The organism is Pseudomonas sp. F01002 (assembly GCF_004402115.1).
GTDB lineage: Bacteria > Pseudomonadota > Gammaproteobacteria > Pseudomonadales > Pseudomonadaceae > Aquipseudomonas > Aquipseudomonas frigoris.
Genome location: NZ_SOPU01000078.1, coordinates 16,650 through 37,157 on the forward strand (window position 1 = coordinate 16,650; position 20,508 = coordinate 37,157).

Sequence of the window (20,508 nt, forward strand, 5' to 3'; positions counted from 1 at the left end):
GTGGATTGGTAACCAGCTGCGGGCAGGCTATTTTGCCCGCAATGCTCTTATGGCATTTAGCGCCGCATTGCCCGTCACACGCTCAGGGACAAATCCACGGTCTGGCTGCGCATTGCAAGATGGTGCTACAGCTGCCTGCGTACCCGGAAACTCACCGGTTCCACCTGTTTCACGGGCTTGCTTAGCGTGCCAGCGCTTTCGGGAAACTTCTCGACGGTGCTGAGCTAGGGATTGGCGCTCGAACTCGGTCAGTCGACGCTGGTCAATCTCACGTAGCTGGGCATCTCGGCGCTTCTTGGCTGCATTCTGCACACGTTCAAAAACATAGCGCAGACCCAAATCATTCCAGAACTGTTTGGTAAAGCGGATCAGAACGCGGGTACGAACCAAGTTCAGACCGCTTTCGTCTTTTTCATCAAGGCGGATTCGCTCAATTCGACGGTAGACGTAGCCAACCTCGTCGAGGGTCTTGAACAGCCGACAAAGCACCGGTGATGAGACGCCTTCGGAGTCTTCGGCAATTTTGCGTTGGGTGTTGAGCACGTAGCGCCCGGACCCAGGATCGATGTACCCCAGTATCCCTGTGGCCAAGTCCAAGCGCACCAGCAATTGCTCTGCTACTCGCTCGATCACTTGAAATTTCTCAACACGGGTACGTCGATCACCGTGCACCGTATCAAGCCGACGCAGATACTGACCTCGGTAGCCGACCATGTTGCTAAGTCGTTCGTACGCTGAACGGATGAGCGGGTTCTTGAGCTGTTGATTGGAGAGGTGTCTAGGGGCTGCGTACTGGGCAGGCATTGCCCGCGCCGGGCGGCGCAGCGCAGAATGGGGATCGGAAGGTGCAAGCCTCACGGCTTTGTGGAAGGTCATCCCTCACCTCCAACGCACCCTGGCTTGTACTGAACAATATGTCTAGTCCGATTGAGTGCATATATCTTGCCCCCACCGTTATGACGATTAAACATCGGACTGAGCTTTCTTGAATTTCCCATCGGGCACAATCGCCTCTGTGCGTCAAAGCACACCTACTTGCGAACAGCAGGGATGGGAGCTAGGATGCTAACTAGTTGATAGCTGCATCGTATTGTCGTTCCTCAACCGCCAAGCTGAGGGACGCGACACACCCCTGCTGTAGTCACCAGAAGCCCGCTCGCCAAAGCGGGCTTCTGCATTCAGGGGTTCTGCCGAGCGGCGGATTCGGTTGTCGAGTGTCGTTTGGCTGTTTTGGACTCGAGCCAGTGGTCAAGATCATGCTCGAACCAGCCTACGATCCCGCCACTCAGTTGCACCGAAGCCGGGAAGGACGGGTCGTTACGCTCAAGACGCCAAAGTGTTGAAGGGTTGATGCCCCCTAGTTTTTTGCAAACGGCTTTCCGGCGAATGATCTGCATGGCTACCTCTGTGCTCTATCAATTGCATGCAGTGTCAGCAGAGGGCATTCCCAGGTCACGGATTCCGGCTTTATTATTTTCGCGCTCGAAAATCCGTGATTCACAGGCTTGGTCAAAGTAGCTGTAGGGACGGGGGCAGCTAGGGCTGCGAAAAGGTAGCAAGCTCCAAAGTGTATATGAAGGTGACTATATTTTTTGCAGCGATACGTGGTCCCCATAGAGTACGGGCCCTACAGACGACATTTACGGTTTAACGTGTAACAGTGACCGTGGATTTACACGGATCTCGATAGACACAAAATCCCCGTAATCACTCGCTGATACGGGGATTTTTGCGTCTTGGGATCACCATCCTCCTTCCTCGACTACACGCAGACCTTGCGGGCCTGCGCATAACGTATTGGCCAGGGTCACGGCAGCCCGTCGTTCACGATTCCGCCGTGAATACTTTCTGTCAGGTCGCTTCGGGTAAAGGGTGCGCTTTCTCAGGCGGTTTGATTGAGCCGATGTAAACCGCAAAGATAGTCACCAGCGCGCCGCAAATCTGTAGCGTGGAGCTGGCCTTGCCGAGAAAGGTGACATCAATGAAATACGTGATCACCGGCTCCAGCAACAGGATCAGTCCGGCCAACCCCAGGCTGATGGCTCCGATCGAACGGTTGACCAGCAACCAGCCGACAAACTGCACCAGTACCCCGTATATGATCAGCATCAGCAAGGTTTGCCCATCCACGATGGCCAAGCTTTCTCCAGTTGCCAGCGCGTATGTCAGCAGAACCAGTGCCGCCCAAAGACTCAAATTGAGCATCTGTGCGATCTTGTCACCCCCGCCGTCAGGCAACTGGGTGTTGATCTTCAGGAAGTACACGCAGATGGCATACGCCAGCCCCGATAGTACGCCATACACCACGCCCTTCATCCCTACCGCACTGGTCATCTCGGGTAGCAACAACAGATAGAGCCCAACAAATGCCAAGGTGATGGATACCAGGAAGTAGATCGAAGGTTTTTCCTTCAACAGGTACAGCCCCAGTAGGGTCATGAAGAACACCTGACAGTTGGTCAGGATCGACCCGATGCCCGGGCCGACGATATAGATGCTCTGGTGCCAGAGCACCAGGTCGATGGCCAAAAACACCCCAGCCAACGCGGTGTACAGCTGCGCCTTGGCGCTTTTGAGCAGAACCGGTGTTTTGCGCACCTTGAGCAGCAGGAAGAACAGGATCGAGGCGAACAACATCCGATAGAACCCTGCGCCACCCGCGCCGATATGGGCGAAAGCGACGGCTAGAGCAGACAGACTGAGCATAAGTCCGCCGATGGTCAATTCAATGATTGCCCGATTGTTATTAGTCGACATGAGAAACCTCATTGATAAAGACCGGTATTAACTTTATGAACGCTCATACCCCCCCCGGACAACAAATATCAGACTCGATAAAGCAGAAAAGCCCCAAAGGCCTTTTCTGCCACGAGTCAAAAAAAACAACTGATTTTTAATTGACCTTATTAGTTATCAGCAGCACAACTCTTTAAACTTCTTGCGCGGCCAACTTCAACCATTGCTGTACCGGTGCATAACCCAGGATGTTTTCGACATAGCCCTGCAGTTGCGCAGGAATGGCAATACCATAACGACGGAAGCGGAACACCACCGGAACAAACATCGCATCAACAATGCCGAAGTCACCGCAGAGGAACTGTGTTGAACCGCTCACCTCACGGAGCTGGTTCCAGATAGCGAATACCCGCATGATTTCCTCTCGGGTCTCGCCGGTCAGGCTTTCCGGGATGTCACCGGTGTTCAGGCCAAACGACATCTGCGTGCGCAGATGGGTGAAACCGGAGTGCATCTCTGCCGCAGCTGCTCGTGCCAGGGCCTTGACCCGTGAATCCTGGGGCCAAAGGTTGGCTGCCGGATATGTGCCGGCAATGTATTCGCTGATGGCCAGGCTGTCGTTGATGACGACATCATCAAGCAGCAGCGCCGGTACCTTGCCGGAAGGCGAGTGCTCCAGAATGCGCTGGCGGGTGTCGGTTTGTTCCAGTTTGATCTGAAGGGTTTCAAATGCAACATCCGCTGTCACAAGAACCAGCCACGCACGAAATGACCATGAAGACTTATTAAAATCCCCAACTACCAGTTTTATAGACATCGCAACCCTCGCTTGTGTTATGAAATAGGTGCTAAATTTAGCGACCTTTTTTTCATACGTATTGCACAAAACTGGACAATTCATGGACGAGAATCGCCTTAACAAAGCCCCTCGAAAAGACAAGGACTTTGTTCAATTCTGGCGTATACCCGAAGGCGACTGTGAGTTGCTATCTGCGCGTTACAGTACTCAATCTTTCGGCCGACATTCACATGACCGGTACGCTATCGGCGTTATAAGTAGCGGTGTTGAAAAACTTTTTTATCGCGGCAGTTACTACATGGGGGGCGCTGGCAGTGTGGTCACCATTACCCCCGGGGAGATCCACGACGGCTTGCCAGGCCATGATGATGGCTGGATGTATCGAATGCTCTATATCGACCCCGAATGGGTCAATCGGATGGTGTTTCAAGGGCGTTTTTCAGACGATCATATTCATCTTTTTCAAACAGCTCTGAGCCAGGCCCCCGACTTCGCCCGGACCTTTTTGCATCAACATCAAATCATTGAAAAGTCCCCCTCCAGCCTTGAACGGGAAACTATCCTGCTGGATCTGGTGACGCAGCTCTTCGAGCGCAGCGGAGCGCCCATCGAACCGGTCAGTACGGCTGAGCAGCACGCAGTGCAAAAGATCAAGAGGAAGCTCGAAGACGAGTTCGACCAACATCTGTCTCTGGAAGAACTGGCGCAACTGGTGAACCTTGACCCTCTTTACCTGATCCGGGTGTTCAAAAAAAGCGTTGGCGTCTCCCCCCACAGCTATCAAATCCAGAAAAGAATCGCCCAGGTCCAAAAACTGCTGCGCACCGGGTCCAGTCTCGCAGAAGCGTCATTCGCTTGCGGCTTCTTCGATCAAAGCCACATGACCCGCGCCTTCAAAAAAGTAGTCGGCATCACACCCGGCAGTTTCCGCAACAGCAGTGCTTGAGCCTGTAAGTAACCCCATAGCCTGACTCGTTTCCTGAAATGCCTTGCAGTATCTGCGTGAAGCGCCCTTAGAGCCCTCGATGTGAAAACACCCGCCCAAGAAAAAGCCGCGTTCATACGCGGCTTTTTTGTGCCTGAAATAATCACCCACCACACCACCGATCAACTGTGGGAGCTTGCTCCGGGCGGCGATCCGACGATCGCGGAGTGTCAGTCGGCGAAGGTATCGAATCTGAAATCCTCATCGCGAGCAAGCTCGCTCCCACAGGGGGCATGTGTTGGGTCAGACTTTTTTGGTCCGTGGCAAGAAGATCGCCAACACCCCGAACAACGGCAGGAACGAACACAGCAAGTACACGTATTCGATGCCGTGTATGTCCGCCAAATGCCCGAGCAACGCCGCACCAATCCCGCCAAAGCCGAACATCAATCCGAAGAACACGCCGGCAATCATCCCGACATTGCCCGGCACCAGTTCCTGGGCATACACCACGATCGCCGAGAAAGCTGACGCCAGGATGAAGCCGATCACGACGCTGAGGATGCTGGTCCAGAACAGGTCCACATGAGGCAGGATCAGGGTGAACGGCGCTACGCCGAGGATCGAGAACCAGATCACGGCCTTACGCCCGATCTTGTCGCCTATCGGCCCACCAAAGAAGGTCCCCGCCGCGACCGCGCCGAGAAACAGGAACAGGTGCAACTGCGAACTCGCCACCGACAGGTCGAATTTCTCGATCAGGTAGAAAGTGAAGTAACTGGTGAAGCTGGCCATGTAGAAATACTTGGAGAACACAAGCAGCCCGAGCACCACCAGTGCACTGATCACGCGGTTCTTCGACAAGCCATGCGTCGCCGCCTGGCCTTGCTTGAGTTTGAACAGACTCAGGTGGTTGGCGTACCAGCGGCTGATCCGATAGAGCACGAACAGCGCAAACACGGCGAACAACCCGAACCAGGCTACATGGCCCTGACCGAAAGGAATAATGATCGCCGCAGCCAGCAACGGACCGAAGGCCGACCCGGCATTACCGCCGACCTGAAAGGTCGACTGCGCCAGGCCGAAACGCCCACCCGAGGCCAGCCGCGCCACACGAGAAGCTTCCGGGTGAAAGGTCGAGGAGCCGATACCGATCAACCCTGCCGCCAGCAGAATCAACGGGAAGGTTGCGACCACCGACATCATCAAAATGCCGATCAATGTGCAAACCGTCCCGGCGGGTAGCAGCCAGGGTTTGGGGTGCCGATCGGTGTAGTAACCGACCCACGGCTGCAACAGCGAAGCCGTCAGCTGGAACGTCAAAGTGATCAAGCCAACCTGGGTGAAGGTCAGGCCATAGTTGGCCTTGAGCATCGGATAGATCGACGGCAGCACCGACTGGATCAAGTCGTTGATCAAATGCGCCAGCGCCACGGCGCCGATGATACGCATGACCAAAGGGCTGCTTTGTGAAGTCGCGGATGCCGGCTGCGCGCCGGTCTGGACATTGCTGATAGCCATAAGAGTTTCCGTACATCAGATGGGTGCACACGGGCAGGTGCGTCAATGTGCCATTTTTCGGTGCAGCAGCGCCATCCCCTTAGCCTGCTAACGACCTCGGTTTTCATCGCTGAAAAGGTGATAGCGCAACGCCATGGTCTGAATCTTGCCTTGGTAATCCGCTTCAACGCGGCCCCTTACAGAGGGGACCGAGAATGGGAAGTTTCGCTACAGAGCCGGCCTACAGAGCTGACGAGGGTGAACTTTCGAGGCCTTTTAAAAGGGCACAGGTCGCGGCCGCAACGGTTGCGACGCACGCCAATGGCGCGTGGTGTCCAGAGGAGTTTTGGGGCATGCAGGCTTTTTTATCACCGGGGATCGGGTTGCTGGGGCGTTTTGGCTTCGCACGCAAATTTCAGCTGTTATTTCTGCTGTTTATCCTTCCGCTGACGGGCAGTCTGTGGATGATCGGTCAGGACTATCGCGACAAACTGAACCTGATCTCCGGCGAACGTGCCGGGGTTCGGCAACTGCTCGCCCTGGATGCTCTGGATAATCTGCTCGCGGCTCAGCGTGACCGCGCGGCTCGCTGGCGCGCCACGGAAACCAATCGTCAGCCGACACCTGCGACGATCGCGGCGATGGCTGCTTTCGATACGGTTCAGCCCGCCGTCGCCCAAGCCACATCGGACCTCGGCAACGCACTGCAAACCGAAGGCGCCGAGGGCGAAACCCTGGCCCGTTATCAAACCTTGCAAACCGCCCTCAACGGCCTCGACTCTAAAAGCCTGAGCAGCGTCGGTTGGTGGCCGGACGGTTACGATCGTTTCACCAATGCGTTGAGTGCCCTGCAAGCCTTGCGCGAGCAGATCGCCATGGATAATCGCCTGACTCTCGCACCGTGGCTGGAAACGTATCTGCTGACCCAGATCTCCACGCAGCACGCGCCAGACCTGATTGAGCGAGTCGGCCGTCTCGCCAGCGTCGGCCAGGCATCAGTGGTGTCCGGGCAGTTCACCCTGCAAAGCCGTCTGCAACTGCGAGACCTGCGCAGCCGCATCGGCGATGCCCGGGAGCAGCTGGTCAAGACCGCAAGCCTGCTGGAAGCGCGGCTGCCCAGCGCGTTGCAAGCCTGGGCCGGGCAATACCATGACAGCCTCAAGCACCTGGACGCCGAGTTGAAAGTCCTCGATGACGGCGTGTTCGGCGGCAGCATCAAGCTCAAGCCGGAAGAGTTCGAACGCAGCCTCGACGCCCTGCTCGCCGACTTCTCTTCGCTGCGTCAGCAGTCGTTGGTGTCGCTGGATCAGCGTCTGGACTATTACCACGGTTCTGCCATCCGCCAGTTCATCCTGGTAGCGACCATTTTTGGCTGCCTGCTGCTGGCCGCGCTGTACCTGTTCATCTGTTTACAGGCGTCGATCCGTCGCAGCGCCAGCGGCATCACCCTGCTGGCCGAAGCCTTGCGCGACGGCAATCTGAGCCTGCAAGTACCGGTGCAAGGCCGCGACGAACTGGCCGCCATCAGCACCGCCCTCAACGTCGCGGTGGTGCAACTGCGCAACAGCCTGCTGGGGGTCGATCATGAAACCTTGCAGCTGAGCAACGCGGTGCGCACCCTCAACCATCACTCCAGCGGTGCCCTTGGGGAAGTCGAAGCCCAGCAGTTGCAGATCAGCCAGATCGCGGCGGCAGCCACGCAATTGGCCGCGACCTCTCAAGGGGTCGCACAGAGTTGCGAACAGGCCTCCGGCAGCGCTCAGCACACCCAGCGCATCGCCGCCGACAGCAGCCGTGACAGCCAGCGCACGACGGCGAGTATTCAGCAACTCAATCAGCGCTTGAACGACACCGCTGCAGCACTGGGCCGTGTCAGCGAGCAAGGGCAGCAGATTCAGTTGGTGGTGGACACCATTCGCGGAGTTGCCGAGCAGACGAACCTGTTGGCCCTTAATGCCGCCATCGAGGCCGCTCGCGCGGGTGAGCAAGGTCGCGGTTTTGCGGTGGTGGCCGACGAAGTGCGCAGCCTGTCGCAACGTACCCAGTCCTCCACCGCGCAGATTGCCGGCACTGTCGACAGCCTGCGCAACACCGTAAACGAAGCGGTGAGCCTGATGGAAGCCGCTTGCGGCCAGGCTCAGTCCGACGCCCAAGCCGTCACTGGCCTCGGCGAACGCCTGGGGGAAATTGCCAGTGCCGTGCAAAGTGTCACTGACACCCTGGCGCAGATCGCCACAGCGGTCGACGAGCAAGCGACCACCGCCGACGAGGTCAGCGGCAATATCCAGCAAGTCGATCAGGCAGCGGTACGCTTGCTCGAAGGCGCGCGGGCGGTGAACCTGGCAGCGGACACCTTGAGCCAGGGCAGCAAGGCATTGAGTGCCAATACCGGGAGATTTCAGCTCAGTTGACGCCCTCCCCTCGCCCGGTTTTTCGGGTCAGCTGGATAAGCGGTTGAAAGCGTAGAGAAATATTTTAGATTTACGCTTGACACATCTCTGTTACGAGCCAATAATGCGCGCCACTTGGCTACATAGCTCAGTTGGTTAGAGCATAGCATTCATAATGCTGGGGTCCGGGGTTCAAGTCCCTGTGTAGCCACCAAGTACCTGTTTACAGATGTCTCCATGAGTCTCTAAACAACCTCAAGAAGCCCGCCTAGTGCGGGCTTTCTTGTTTCTGGCTATCTCTCCCTGTATCTCTCTATACCTTCCCTCCGTGTATCCCCTGTGTATCCTCGACAAATAATTGAACCGAGGGGATACAAGCCCAAATGAAGCGATCCGAGATAAAACGCCGCCCCTTTCCGATACCGCGTTGGCGCGAAGGGAGCCTAAGAGCAGGGCGCTGAGCTTCTACTCGGGGTAAAAATGTCCCATGAACGTAAGCGCTTCAATCGCCTGGGCGTAAGGGGCAAATCTCGGATCTCCACCCTCGAATGCCTGTGCGACTTTCTGAGCATTTTCAAGGTTGTCCCATTTAGCCAAGTCAGCGAAAACACGGCCTTGTGGTTCGGGACAATAACCTGAGAACTCAATCAACCCATCAAACCCTTTGAGGGTTTCCCGAAGCATCAACCGCAACTCAGGCATTTGGCTTTCGAAGCCTTCCTTGACGGTAAAGATTGCTAGCTCGAGTACATGGCTGTTCTGCGTCATATGTCACTCCAATTGTGTGGTGAGGAGCGACCAGTATCTTGGGGTCGTACTGACACCGTACTGTCAGTGCTTGAGAGGTTGTTGGGCCGTCCATTGATCAGACTGAAACTGCATGTATGACCGCAGGTTCCATTCCGCCTCAAGCTTCTGTCCATCCGTCATGATCTGCAGGCTTCGTATCCGGTCAACTCGAAAGTCTCTGTATGCCTTTCTGGACGTACACCATGTTCCGACAGTCCACTTTCCTCCCCAGTAGAAAAGGCCCAAGGGGAACACCGTCCTGCCCGAGATCTCTTCACTCAAGCTGAAATATGAAAAGTGGACGGCTCTCGCCTGCTGAATAGCGCGGTGGAGATCGTCCAAATATCGTTGGTCTGGTGTGACGGGCTTAGCTCTCAACGCGCGGATATTGGAGAGTGATGGTTCTGTATTGCGAAACGGCAATACGGCAGCAACTTTGCTCAACAGCGTCCTTGCAGAAGAAGCGAGTTCAGTGCCTGCGGAATTTGAAAGCATCTCAACGCCCAACATCAGCGCGTCGAGTTCATCCTGGGTGAGTGTCAGAGGCGGTAACTCAAACCCTTCGTGCAGAGCATACCCAACGCCAGCGACGCCATAGAGAGGAATACCGCTCACAGACAGGTCGTCGATATACCGATAAATCGTGCGGACTGAGACCCCGATACGCCCCGCCAAGTCTTCCGCTGTAATCGGCTGATGTACCCGGATCAGGTTTACTACCTGGAATAGCCGATCTGATTTACGCATGTACTGAAGGACCAATGTGCTCGATTTTAGGAAGGGCGTTGCCATTGCCTCCGACGCATCCCATGTGTCGGGCGCATCTCGTCTGCGGGGCACTGGAGTGAATCAAAAACTGCTCTACTCAGAGCTGAAGTGTTCATTCTCCCCCATTTGGGGAAACAACCCCATGGAAGGCTCGCGTCAAGTACCGGCCGGCATGTTTTCGCGCAGTGTTTCGCGCACACCCTTCACGCACCTTGAAGTGCGCGAACTTTCCGGAGGAGCGAACTGTGAGGCGTGCCCCTACGCCGAGCCACCCAAGAAGTCGCATCAGGAACAAATCGCCGGCAACGCTGACAACGCCCGCTCCCATATCTGCCAGGTACGCAGCCAGGCCATCGCCTGCCAGTCGCTGTCAGCGGGATAGAACTGCTCCACCAGATTCAGCTTGATCCCGCGCCCCACGGCATCTCTCGGATTGCCGTGCAGGTGTAGCCAGTGATCATCGCGCAGATGACGATGAACCTCGGCGCCGGGATACGTCCCACACTCGATCACAAACGGCATCAACCGCGCGTGCGGCAGCGCGTTGATCAACGCCTGGGAGGTGTAGCCGGTGGCGGTAGCCGCAACGCCGGTTTCGCTCAGCGTGTCGGCGCCCGTGTGCAAGGTATAGAGCCAGGGACCATAGATGGCCTGCGCATCCGCAAGCGCCGGATACGCCGACTCGGTAATGGTCAGCAACATCGGATGACCGTATTCCCCGGCACCGGTGTGCAAGTCGAAACACATCGCCACTTCGGCATGGGAAACATGCTTTTGAATGATCTGATGCAACGTGCGGTTCGACCAGCTCGGTGCCAGTCCGCCGTAGAACAAACCATCGGGATGACGGTGCTGGCCACCCTCGACAATCGACATCACCGCTGGCCAACCGTGTTCGCTAATCTGTTCGTCGAGCAAGGCATCGGCGCGATCACGCTCCGAGCCCCGCAACTGCGTGCAGGCATAGATTTCATGAAGCGCTGCGTAGGCCCGGTTATCTGGCAATGCGTGGTCGAAGTTCAGGTGATTGCGGTTCAGGTCGATGTTGTCTTCGTTGACCCGACGCAGCCACGCAGTGCCCCACGGATTGATCAGGTGGATCATCACCACCGCGACATCGGCCGGCAGCGAACGCTTGCCCAACTCCTGCAACCACTTGATCTGACATCCCGAACCATAGAAGCCTTCGACGCCATGAGTGCCACTCAGCACAATCAGCAAACGCTTGGCGCCCGGATCACCCAGCACGGCCACATCGGTGCTCAACGACTCACCGAACGGCCCTTTGAGCGGATGCGGGTACTCGGTCAGCGTCGCACCGGCCGCGGTCGCGGCGGCCAGAAATTGATCACGCTGGGTGCGGTAACTTGGCTGGGTGGGGAACTCGGTCTGCATGTCTGCCTCTTGTTGATCTTATGGCCAGTCTGTTGCCCTCGACCCTACAGAAAATCCGTGGAGTCATGAAGGGCAAAATCATCTTTGCTGTAGGCCTTGGTTTGCGTCACTTCCTTTCGGCCGATAAAGTCCCCTGATCTTTTCCCACGGACGGAGTGCCCCCCACGTGTTCTCAACCTTCCACTTGAGTCGCTATCGCCTGTCAGCCCTTTCGCTGATCGCCGCTGCTTTAACCCTCGCAGCCTGTAGTGCTCCGACCTCTTCGACGTTGCCTGTTGCGCCGGAAATCGCGTCAGGTTATCGCACTGACCTGCAGACCCAATACGCCTCAAAACACATGGCGGCCGCGGCCAATCCGCTGGCGGCCGAGGCCGGGCGGGAGATGTTGCGTCAGGGCGGTTCGGCAATCGATGCCGCAATTGCGATGCAGGCCGTGCTGACGCTGGTCGAGCCGCAATCCTCGGGCATTGGCGGTGGCGCGTTGATCGTGCTCTGGGATGGCAAGGCTGTGCGCACTTATGACGGACGCGAAACCGCTCCGGCCGGCGCCACCGAGAGGCTGTTCCTGCAAGCCGACGGCAAACCGATGCCGTTCACCCAGGCGCAGATTGGCGGTCGTTCGGTGGGGACACCGGGCGTGTTGCGAGCGCTTGAGTTGGCCCATCAGAAACACGGTCGACTGCCGTGGGCGCAACTGTTCGAACCGGCGATCAAACTCGCGGAGCAAGGCTTCGCCATCTCGCCACGCCTTCACCAGTTGATCGCCTCGGACTCGTCCATTCGACGCTCGCCGGACATGGCGGCCTACTTCCTGAATGCCGATGGCAGCCCGAAAGCCGCAGGCACGCAACTGAAAAACCCGGCGCTGGCCGCCGTGTTCAAACGCATCGCCAAGGAAGGACCGGATGCATTGTACAAAGGCCCCATCGCACAAGAGATCGTTGCCAAGGTTCAGGGCCACGCCAACCCCGGCAGCCTGTCGCTGAACGACCTCAACGGCTACAGCGCCAAGGAGCGCGCGCCGCTGTGCACCGACTACAAACGCTGGCAGGTCTGTGGCATGCCGCCGCCGTCGTCAGGCGGGATTGCCGTGGCGCAGATCCTCGGCACCTTGCAGGCCCTGGAAACCCGGGATCCGCGTTTTGCCCTGGCACCGCTCAAACCGGTCAAGACCAGCCAACCTGCGGGCATTGAGCCGGCGCCTGAAGCCGTGCACCTGATCTCCGAAGCCGAGCGCCTGGCCTACGCCGACCGCGCGCTCTACGTGGCCGACGCAGATTTCGTTCCCGTCCCCGTCAAAGGTCTGGTGGACCCTGCGTATCTGGCCGACCGCGCCGCCCTGATCGGCGATCGCAGCATGGGCACGGCCAAACCCGGCACCCCGCCAGGCATTCAGGTCGCCTACGCACCGGACCGTTCGCCGCTGCGCATCTCCACCTCGCAAGTGGTGGCGGTGGATGACGAAGGCGGCGGCGTGTCCATGACCACCACCGTGGAATCCGCGTTTGGCTCGCACCTGATGGTTCAGGGTTTCCTGCTGAACAATCAGATGACCGACTTCTCGTTCATCCCCGAAGAGAATGGCCAGAAGGTTGCCAACCGCGTCGAACCCGGCAAACGCCCACGCTCGTCCATGGCACCGACCCTGATTTTCGACCGTCAGAGCGGCGAATTCCTCGCCACCATCGGCTCCCCCGGCGGCTCGCAGATCATCGAATACGTCGCCAAATCCACCATCGGCCTGCTCGACTGGAACCTCGACCCACAAGCCGCCATCAGCCTGCCCAACTTCGGCAGCCGCAACGGCCCGACCGAACTGGAACAGGGACAGTTCAGCCCGGCGCTGATTCAGGCGCTGAAAGACAAAGGGCACAGCGTGAACGAGATCGACATGACCAGCGGGACTCAGGCGATTGTCCGGGTCAAGGATGCGCAGGGGAAAACGTCGTGGGCGGGTGGGGCCGATCCGCGGCGTGAAGGGGCCGCGTTGGGGGATTGAGTCGTACGCGGGAATGAGCAAGGGCTTACCGGGAGGTAGGCCCTTTTTTATAGCTAACGAATACTGATCGGCAATCTCGCGCAGCCTTTTCCTACCCGCAAATGACTGTTTCTTGGATAGAGTGTGGAAATTGTCGGCATCAACAAACACTACGACGCGATCGACGCTGATACCGTCGAGATGGAGTAACCCATGAACGTACGCCCCATTCACACCGACGAGGACTACCGTACAGCGCTCAAGAATGTGTCTGCACTCTTCGACAATGAGCCTGAGCCAGGCACACCCGAGGGTGATTACTTTGACATCATGATCACCCTCATCGAGGCGTATGAGTCGAACCGGTTCCCAGTCGATCTACCAATACTCCGGCAGCGGGCACTGGGCAAAGTAGTGATCGATATCGTTTGACGGCGCACACAGGGACTTGAGCTTGCCCCTACGGCAAGCTCTATCGTGGCCCCCGACCAGCCTAAAAGGAGGTTTCACATGCTTACCATCGGACAAATGGCCCGCAGCCACGGGCTCACCACCAAAACCCTGCGCCACTACGACAGCATCGGCCTGTTTATCCCGGCGCTGACCGGTCGCGACAATGGTTATCGCTATTACCGCCCCGAACAGATCGTCACACTGGGGCGGATCGTCTGGCTCAAACAACTGGGCATGGCGCTGGAGGATATTCGAGCCCTTGCGGTCAACGGCGGGCTGGACAGCGTCGCCAGCCTGCGCGAATCCCTCGAAGGGCATGCCCGGCAGTTGAGAGCCGACATCCAGCGTAGCGAGCAAGTCCTGGGGCAACTGACCCGCTACTTGGCGCAACCAGAGCGCAGCCTGCCACCCATGCAAACGCCGGAGCGAATCGACTACCCCGCCTTGCGGATCATGGGCATGAGTTGGCAACAGGACGACGACGACACCATCGCCGAGATGTGGCAGCGCTTTGTGCCGCGCGAGGAGGAAATCGATCGTCTGACCGATCCGGTGGGCACTTTTGGTGTGTGCCAGCCGCTGGATGACGGTCAATGGCGCTACATCGCCGGACTACCGGTAGGACCGCACGCCCCGCTTGTTCAAGGCATGGTGGAGATGGAGATACCCGCTCGCCGGTACGCCCGGGTCGAACACCACGGGACGGTCACCACCCTGCCGGAAACGTTCCGGGCCGCCTATAGCGAATGGTTACCTGCTGCGGGAATGACGCCTGCTGAAGGTATCGAATTCGAGTACTGCGGCGAACGCTTTTTCGGGCCAATGCACCCCGACAGCGTGGTCGAGTTGTACATCCCGCTCAAAGACTGACGAAAATACCGAAGGCTGGAACAGCCACCTCCGGGTTTAAATCAAGCCGGCACACCCAAAATGATATGCGACGCCTTGATCACCGCCGTCGCACTCACGCCCGGCGCCAGGCCCAGTTCTGCCACAGCCTGGCGTGTCACGATCGAATAGACTTCGGTGCCGCCGTCGAGCTGGATGACCACTTCGGCGTTCACGGCGCCATCGATGACACTGGTGACCTTGCCTTCCAGGCAGTTGCGCGCCGACAGGCGAATGTCGCTGGATTCGGTCATCAACATGACCCACGGCGCCTTCACCAGCGCGATCGCTTCCTTGTCAACTGCCAGGCCGAGGTTCTTCACGCTTTCCATGGTCACCACGGCCACCAGTTCATTACCGCCTGACAGTTTCAGTGAGACTTCGGCATTTACCGCGCCGGGTTGCAATTGACTGATGGTGCCTTTGAATACGTTACGTGCGCTGACTTTCATGACGTGTCTCCTCGAATAATTATTGTTGTATTGAGCCTAGCGAGAGATCTTCAGCGTTTGCCGCGCCTTATGCTTCTCCAGCGCCAGCTCGATCAAACGGCTGACCAGCTCGCTGTACGTCATACCGGTGGCCTGCCATAGCTTGGGGTACATGCTGATGCGGGTGAAGCCGGGCAACGAGTTGATCTCATTGATCAGCACTTCGCCACTCTCGGTCAGGAACACGTCGACCCGCGCCAGCCCGGAACAGCCCAACACCTGAAACGCCTCGACGGCCAGGGCGCGGATGCGTTCACTGGCCTCGATGCTGATATTTGCCGGCACCACCACTTCAGCCGCTTGAGCGTCGATGTATTTGCTGTCGTAGGAATAAAACCCGCTGCGCACCACGATCTCGCCACAACCGCTGGCGATGGCGTTTTCATTGCCGAGTACCGCGCATTCGATCTCGCGGCCGCTGACGGCGGACTCGACCAAGACTTTCTCATCGAAACCCAGGGCCAGTTCTACTGCTGCCGCGTACTCGGCTTCGTCATTCACCTTGCTCACGCCGACGGAAGATCTCTGGTTCGCCGGTTTGACGAATAGCGGCAAGCCGAGTTTGCCTTGCACCTCGGCGAACCCGGTGCGCGCCGCGGTGGCGCGGGTCAGGGTGACGAACGGCGTGACCGCCAACCCGGCGTCACGCAGCAGACGCTTGCTGATGTCCTTGTCCATGCAGACGGCCGAACCGAGTACATCAGAGCCGACAAACGGCAGATCAGCCATGCGCAGCAAGCCTTGCAGGCAACCGTCTTCGCCCAAGGTGCCGTGGACGATCGGGAAGATCACATCGACGTGGCCCAGCAGTTCCTGACCGGAGGTTTCCACCAATTGCTGACTGACCTTGCCCGGCACGACGGCCAGTTCACGGTTGGATTGATTAAGGGTGATAAGCGCCGGGTTTTCCTGGTTGAGCAGGAAGTTCGAAGGGTCGTTCAGATGCCAGTGACCTTGCTTGTCGATGCCTATCAGCACCGGTTCGAAGCGCGACCGATCCAATGCATCGACGATGTTTTTCGCCGATTGCAGCGACACTTCGTGTTCAGCCGAACGACCACCAAAAATAATGCCTACCCGCAGTTTGCTCATTCAGAACTCCTCAACGATTGGCCACCAGATGCGCGCCGAACAGTAGGTAGCAACTGCCGGCGAAGCGATCCAGCCATTTACGCGAACGATCATAAGCACCCGCGACCCGACGGCTGGCAAACAGCAGCGCCACGCTGCAATACCAACTGAAGGACAAGGTCGCCATGGTCAGCACTGCCAACGCCAGCAACATTGGTGGCACAGAAGCGGGCATGGCCGTAGCGAAGATCGTCGCGACGAACAGTGCGGATTTGGGGTTGGTCATATTGCCCAGAAAGCCCTGGCCATACACTGACAACAACGTGCGCCCCGCCCCCTCAACCGAGCCGCTATCGTCCGCAACCAAAGGCGGTTTGCGCTTGAATTGCTTCAATCCCAGATAGATCAAGTAACAACCACCGACAATCTTGAAGCTCAGGTAGAGGGTCGGGGCTGCGCTGAACAGTGACTTGATTCCCAACCCGCCCGCAAGGCCCCAAAGCACAGTGCCTGTCGCCACGCCCAGTGCGGCCACTACGCCGTGACGCTTGGATTGACTGGCCGCCAATTGCGCGATGTTGAAAAAGTTCGGCCCCGGCGTCACCACCGCAACCGCCCACAGCAGCGCCAATGACAACAATGGAGCGGCGTAGCTAAGAGGGAACATATCCATAATCTGGGTCGCCTTCGTGGCTAGGGAGAAGATGTAACACCTTGCAACATTAGTCCGGGATTTTCTACCGGCCGGATGATTCGATCGGCGGCAGACAGGCGGCTGCTCGGTGGGGTAACGTGTTCAGCATCGAGCTCAAGGCAACACCACCATGGCCAAGCACACGCCTCCCATCGACTGGTTCCACCGCGCGCCCGACGTTGGCGGGCTTCAGCGTTTCGAAGCGTTTTTTGCAGGCCACGGCTACGACCTTCACCGCCACGACACCTACGCCATCGGCCATACCCTGGCCGGTGTGCAGAGCTTTCAGTACCGCGGTGGCTGGCGCCACAGCCTGCCGGGCGGGACCATGGTGCTGCACCCGGACGAAGTTCACGATGGCGAAGCCGGCACCGAGACCGGCTTTCAATACCGAATGATGTACATCGAGCCGGCGCTGATCCAGCAGATGCTCGGCGGCCAGCCATTGCCGTTTATCAAGACCGGCCTGTCAGCCGATCCACGTTTGTTCGCCGCCACCGCCGTGCTGCTGCGAAGCCTTGATTGTCCCCTCGAGCCTCTGGAAGAGCAGGATGCGCTGTTCGATCTGGCCCAAGCCTTGAACAGCGTTTCCGGCGTGTCTGCCACCCGCCAGAGCTTCGACTACGTGGCCGCCGAACGCGCGCGGGAATTCATTCATAGCGCCCTGGATCGCACCGTGACGCTGGAAGAACTGGCGCAACACAGCGGTCGCGATCGCTGGAGTCTGTCGCGGGATTTTCGCCTGTTGTTCGGCACCAGCCCTTATCGATACCTGACCATGCGCCGCCTGGACCTGGTCCGCTCACTGCTGATTCAGGGCCAGTCACTGGTCAGCGCCGCGCTGATCGCCGGCTTCACCGATCAGAGCCACATGACCCGGCAGTTCAGCAAAACCTACGGCCTGTCGCCGGCCCGCTGGATGAAAATGCACCGCCGCTGAGCCACGCACAATCGTTCAAGAAGCACACCGATGCGCGGGCTATCGTGGATTTACGATCAACCACGAGAGCTGCTTCATGAAAGCTTACGAAAGCCTGAATTTCGCTGAAAAAATCGCCAGGATCGGCCCGTACTGGACGCCTAGGGTCATCGCCGAAATGAACGACTACCAGTTCAAGGTGGTGAAACTGCTGGGGGATTTTATCTGGCACGATCACCTTGATACCGACGAAACCTTCATCATCCTCGAAGGGCAACTGCGCATCGACTTTCGCGATGGCCACGTGCTGGTGAACGCTGGCGAAATGTATGTGGTGTCAAAAGGTGTCGAGCACAAACCGTTCGCCGAGCAGGAGGTGAAACTCCTGCTGATTGAGCCCAAGGGTGTGCTGAACACGGGTAACGAAGGTGGCGAGCGCACGGCGCAGAATGACGTCTGGGTGTGAAAGGCCGACTGCTTAAGGCTGCAAGGTTTTGCCGTCCACTGGATCGCCGATTTTCAGGAAATGCCCGCCAGCCACATGGTGCAAGGTGCGCAACGTGTCTTGCCCTTCGAAGTGCCAGCGACCGTCACTGAACACGCGCTCGTCTGCCTGAGCGGCAATCACTTCGGCCAGGAACAGATCGTACTGCTGGTGATTGTCGGGTTCCGGCAGCAGTCGGCACTCCAGCCAGGCGACACAGCCTTCGAGCATCGGTGCATCGATCAGTTCAGCGCTGAAGGTCGGCAAACCATAGACCTGGAATTTGTCCCGGCCTTGGTCCCGGGTCAATTCCAGGCCGGACGTCGAGCCAACGGTCTGGACGATATCGGCTTGGGCAGCGCAGGGAACATTCAGCACAAACGTGCCCGAAGCCTCCAGCAATTGCCGTGTCCAGGTGGACTTGTCCAGCACCACGGCAATTTTCGGCGGCTCGAAATCCAGCGGCATGGCCCAGGCCGCCGCCATGATGTTGCGCTGGCCATCATGAGCCGCGCTGACCAACACGGTCGGGCCGTGATTGAGCAGACGATACGCCTTGGCCAAGGGAACCGGACGGCGGTGGGAAACGCTCATGATGGCTGCTCCTGGGGAAAACGCCGATTGTAGCGATTTACGCCGCGATGGCAGGCATCAAGTCGTCAACTGATTGGCAAACTGCCCGACCGCATTCACCACTTTCTGTGCACCGTCCTGAATCTCGACAATCACCGTCCCCGCCTCTGCCGCCAGCGCCAGCCCCTGTTCAGCCTGGAGTTTGCCCTCGGTCATCAGCGCCACGGCGTTGCGCGCCATGTCCTGGTTCTGACGGACTACGCCAACAATCTCATCGGTTGCCTGGCTGGTGCGCGAAGCCAATTGCCGGACCTCATCCGCCACCACCGCGAAACCACGCCCCTGTTCCCCGGCCCGAGCCGCTTCGATGGCCGCGTTGAGCGCCAGCAGGTTGGTCTGTTCGGCAATCCCGCTGATGGTTTTGACGATGGTGCCGATCACCAGCGACTGCTCGTTCAGCGCTTCGATGCCTTCACCGGCGGTCTGCATGTGCCTGGCAAGGTCACGCATCACGTTGACCGCCTGAGTCACCACCGCGTTACCGCGCTGCGCGCTGCTGTCGGTTTGCTGCGAGGTGCTGTAGGCAATGTTGGCCGCTTCGGCGACCGCTTGTTCCTGATTGACTTGATCGGTGATCACCGTGGCGAATTTCACCACTTTGTAGAGCTTGTTGTTGGCATCGATCACCGGGTTGTAGGACGCCTCCAGCCAGACCCCGCGGCCGTGGCTGTCGACGCGTTTGAAACGCTCGGCGAAGAACTCGCCTGCATTCAAGCGACGCCAGAAGTCCTGATACCCGGCGCTGTTGTATTCCTCGGGTTCGCAGAACATGCGGTGATGTTTGCCCTTGATCTGCGCCAGGCTGTAACCCATGCCGCTGAGAAACCGTTCGTTGGCCGCCAACACGTTGCCATTGAGATCGAACTCGATCACTGCCGTGGAGCGCACGAGGGCGCCGATCAGGTTCTCATGCTCACGAGATGCCTCGATGGTGCGGGTTAGGTCACTGGAGTAAATCGAGAAGTGTTTGATCCGCCCGTCCGCGGACCGAACCGGCTGCACGATCGAGCGCAACCAGGCTTCCTGGCCATTGCCGCGCAACAAACGCACCGTGCCGGCAAAGTGCTCACCACGGGTCAACGAGACCTTGAAGCGCTGGTGGAATTCGTCCGACTTCACATGGGCCGGGACGATGTCTTCGATGTGTCGCCCTATCATGTCGCTGCTTTTGTAGAGCATCTCACCGATGAAGTTCTGGTTGACCGATTGAATCCGCCCATCGGCATCGAGGGTCAGGACCAGCATCTCGCTTTCCAGACTTTCCTTCACTTGCTGGAGGCTGGAGAGTTCTTCGCGAAGAGCCGACAGCTCCTGCTTCAAGCGTTTGTTGAACATGGGGATACACCGATGGACAGGGGTAGAAAGCGGTATGCAGCCTAACCATCGGCCTGGGGGATATTTTCTGAAGAGTGTTTCAGGGTTGTCCTACAAAAATAGTTAGGCATCTTGATGCGCGTCGTGTCGCCAGAAGCCGAATGGTTGTCGAAACATCGTTTCTTCCCAACATTTCCGGAAATTAAACACCGCTCGACAGCACTTGTTGAAAACGGCTCAAGGTTACTTCCTGCAAGCTACAACACCTTGCGTCGTTGCCT

Annotated in this window: 19 protein-coding genes, 1 tRNA gene and 2 pseudogenes; 8 read left to right on the plus strand and 14 right to left on the minus strand. The window is 58.1% G+C overall.

Annotated features, from left to right (window positions below; translation table 11 throughout):
- Nucleotides 1-27 precede the first annotated feature (27 nt).
- From E3W21_RS29195 to E3W21_RS29210, 4 genes are all read right to left on the minus strand, one after another.
- Complete coding sequence (locus E3W21_RS29195) at nt 28-804, minus strand: hypothetical protein (RefSeq protein ID WP_134423178.1); 777 nt, start codon at nt 802-804, stop codon at nt 28-30.
- 374 nt (nt 805-1,178) lie between these two features.
- Nucleotides 1,179-1,397 carry an AlpA family transcriptional regulator gene (locus E3W21_RS29200; RefSeq protein WP_083244832.1) on the minus strand — a complete coding sequence of 73 codons (219 nt, stop codon included), beginning with the start codon at nt 1,395-1,397 and terminating at the stop codon, nt 1,179-1,181.
- Between the two features lie 454 nt (nt 1,398-1,851).
- Nucleotides 1,852-2,757: a DMT family transporter gene (locus E3W21_RS29205; protein ID WP_134423132.1), complete on the minus strand. Its 906-nt coding sequence runs from the start codon at nt 2,755-2,757 to the stop codon at nt 1,852-1,854.
- A 172-nt stretch (nt 2,758-2,929) separates the two neighbouring features.
- Entirely contained in the window at nt 2,930-3,553 is a 624-nt protein-coding gene (locus E3W21_RS29210) for a glutathione S-transferase family protein (RefSeq protein ID WP_134423134.1), read from the minus strand.
- 82 nt (nt 3,554-3,635) lie between these two features.
- Here E3W21_RS29210 and E3W21_RS29215 point away from each other — a divergent pair, with 82 nt between their 5' ends.
- On the plus strand, nt 3,636-4,481 hold the full coding sequence (locus E3W21_RS29215; RefSeq protein ID WP_134423136.1) for an AraC family transcriptional regulator: 846 nt from the start codon (nt 3,636-3,638) through the stop codon (nt 4,479-4,481).
- A 282-nt stretch (nt 4,482-4,763) separates the two neighbouring features.
- Here E3W21_RS29215 and E3W21_RS29220 read toward each other — a convergent pair whose 3' ends face one another.
- Nucleotides 4,764-5,981: an MFS transporter gene (locus E3W21_RS29220; RefSeq protein WP_134423138.1), complete on the minus strand. Its 1,218-nt coding sequence runs from the start codon at nt 5,979-5,981 to the stop codon at nt 4,764-4,766.
- A gap of 332 nt (nt 5,982-6,313) precedes the next feature.
- Between E3W21_RS29220 and E3W21_RS29225 the strand changes: the two genes are divergently transcribed.
- The gene (locus E3W21_RS29225; RefSeq protein ID WP_129441254.1) at nt 6,314-8,371 is read left to right on the plus strand and encodes a methyl-accepting chemotaxis protein; all 2,058 of its coding nucleotides are present in this window, start codon (nt 6,314-6,316) and stop codon (nt 8,369-8,371) included.
- A 116-nt stretch (nt 8,372-8,487) separates the two neighbouring features.
- A tRNA-Met gene (locus E3W21_RS29230) sits at nt 8,488-8,564 on the plus strand.
- Nucleotides 8,565-8,815: 251 nt separating this feature from the next.
- Here E3W21_RS29230 and E3W21_RS29235 read toward each other — a convergent pair.
- From E3W21_RS29235 to E3W21_RS29245, 3 genes are all read right to left on the minus strand, one after another.
- Nucleotides 8,816-9,118 carry a hypothetical protein gene (locus E3W21_RS29235; RefSeq protein ID WP_129441252.1) on the minus strand — a complete coding sequence of 101 codons (303 nt, stop codon included), beginning with the start codon at nt 9,116-9,118 and terminating at the stop codon, nt 8,816-8,818.
- Nucleotides 9,119-9,181: 63 nt separating this feature from the next.
- A complete protein-coding gene (locus E3W21_RS29240; RefSeq protein WP_256657541.1) occupies nt 9,182-9,886 on the minus strand; it encodes a YafY family protein in 705 nt (234 codons plus the stop codon).
- 306 nt (nt 9,887-10,192) lie between these two features.
- Nucleotides 10,193-11,302 carry a DUF2817 domain-containing protein gene (locus E3W21_RS29245; protein WP_134423140.1) on the minus strand — a complete coding sequence of 370 codons (1,110 nt, stop codon included), beginning with the start codon at nt 11,300-11,302 and terminating at the stop codon, nt 10,193-10,195.
- 166 nt (nt 11,303-11,468) lie between these two features.
- On the opposite strand from E3W21_RS29245, the gene ggt reads away from it, so the two are divergent.
- The 3 genes and pseudogenes from ggt (at nt 11,469) to E3W21_RS29260 (ending at nt 14,603) form a co-directional block, all read left to right on the plus strand.
- Nucleotides 11,469-13,301 (plus strand): gamma-glutamyltransferase, encoded by a 1,833-nt coding sequence (gene ggt / locus E3W21_RS29250; protein WP_134423142.1) that lies wholly within the window; start codon nt 11,469-11,471, stop codon nt 13,299-13,301.
- A gap of 192 nt (nt 13,302-13,493) precedes the next feature.
- Nucleotides 13,494-13,664, plus strand: a pseudogene (locus E3W21_RS29255) (transcriptional regulator); the annotation flags it as partial.
- Between the two features lie 126 nt (nt 13,665-13,790).
- On the plus strand, nt 13,791-14,603 hold the full coding sequence (locus E3W21_RS29260) for a MerR family transcriptional regulator (RefSeq protein WP_134423144.1): 813 nt from the start codon (nt 13,791-13,793) through the stop codon (nt 14,601-14,603).
- A 41-nt stretch (nt 14,604-14,644) separates the two neighbouring features.
- Here the strand turns inward: E3W21_RS29260 and E3W21_RS29265 are convergent, their stop codons facing one another.
- From E3W21_RS29265 to E3W21_RS29275, 3 genes are read right to left on the minus strand one after another with little or no spacing between them, the layout of a single operon-like run.
- Entirely contained in the window at nt 14,645-15,073 is a 429-nt protein-coding gene (locus E3W21_RS29265) for a molybdopterin-binding protein (protein ID WP_134423146.1), read from the minus strand.
- 36 nt (nt 15,074-15,109) lie between these two features.
- Complete coding sequence (ddlA, locus tag E3W21_RS29270; RefSeq protein ID WP_134423148.1) at nt 15,110-16,204, minus strand: D-alanine--D-alanine ligase; 1,095 nt, start codon at nt 16,202-16,204, stop codon at nt 15,110-15,112.
- Nucleotides 16,205-16,214: 10 nt separating this feature from the next.
- A complete protein-coding gene (locus E3W21_RS29275; protein ID WP_134423150.1) occupies nt 16,215-16,856 on the minus strand; it encodes a LysE family translocator in 642 nt (213 codons plus the stop codon).
- Nucleotides 16,857-17,007: 151 nt separating this feature from the next.
- Here E3W21_RS29275 and E3W21_RS29280 point away from each other — a divergent pair, with 151 nt between their 5' ends.
- Both E3W21_RS29280 and E3W21_RS29285 read left to right on the plus strand, forming a co-directional pair.
- Nucleotides 17,008-17,817 carry an AraC family transcriptional regulator gene (locus tag E3W21_RS29280; protein WP_134423152.1) on the plus strand — a complete coding sequence of 270 codons (810 nt, stop codon included), beginning with the start codon at nt 17,008-17,010 and terminating at the stop codon, nt 17,815-17,817.
- A gap of 76 nt (nt 17,818-17,893) precedes the next feature.
- Nucleotides 17,894-18,262, plus strand: coding sequence for a cupin domain-containing protein (locus E3W21_RS29285; protein ID WP_134423154.1), 369 nt, complete (start codon nt 17,894-17,896; stop codon nt 18,260-18,262).
- Between the two features lie 12 nt (nt 18,263-18,274).
- Here the strand turns inward: E3W21_RS29285 and E3W21_RS29290 are convergent, their stop codons facing one another.
- From E3W21_RS29290 to E3W21_RS32475, 3 genes and pseudogenes are all read right to left on the minus strand, one after another.
- Complete coding sequence (locus tag E3W21_RS29290; RefSeq protein WP_134423156.1) at nt 18,275-18,874, minus strand: flavin reductase family protein; 600 nt, start codon at nt 18,872-18,874, stop codon at nt 18,275-18,277.
- A 57-nt stretch (nt 18,875-18,931) separates the two neighbouring features.
- Nucleotides 18,932-19,540, minus strand: a complete 609-nt coding sequence (locus E3W21_RS32470) for a methyl-accepting chemotaxis protein (RefSeq protein ID WP_256661697.1) — start codon at nt 19,538-19,540, stop codon at nt 18,932-18,934.
- Nucleotides 19,520-20,248, minus strand: a pseudogene (locus E3W21_RS32475) (PAS domain-containing protein); the annotation flags it as partial. The pseudogene E3W21_RS32475 and the gene E3W21_RS32470, both read right to left, overlap by 21 nt.
- Between the last annotated feature and the right edge of the window lie 260 nt (nt 20,249-20,508).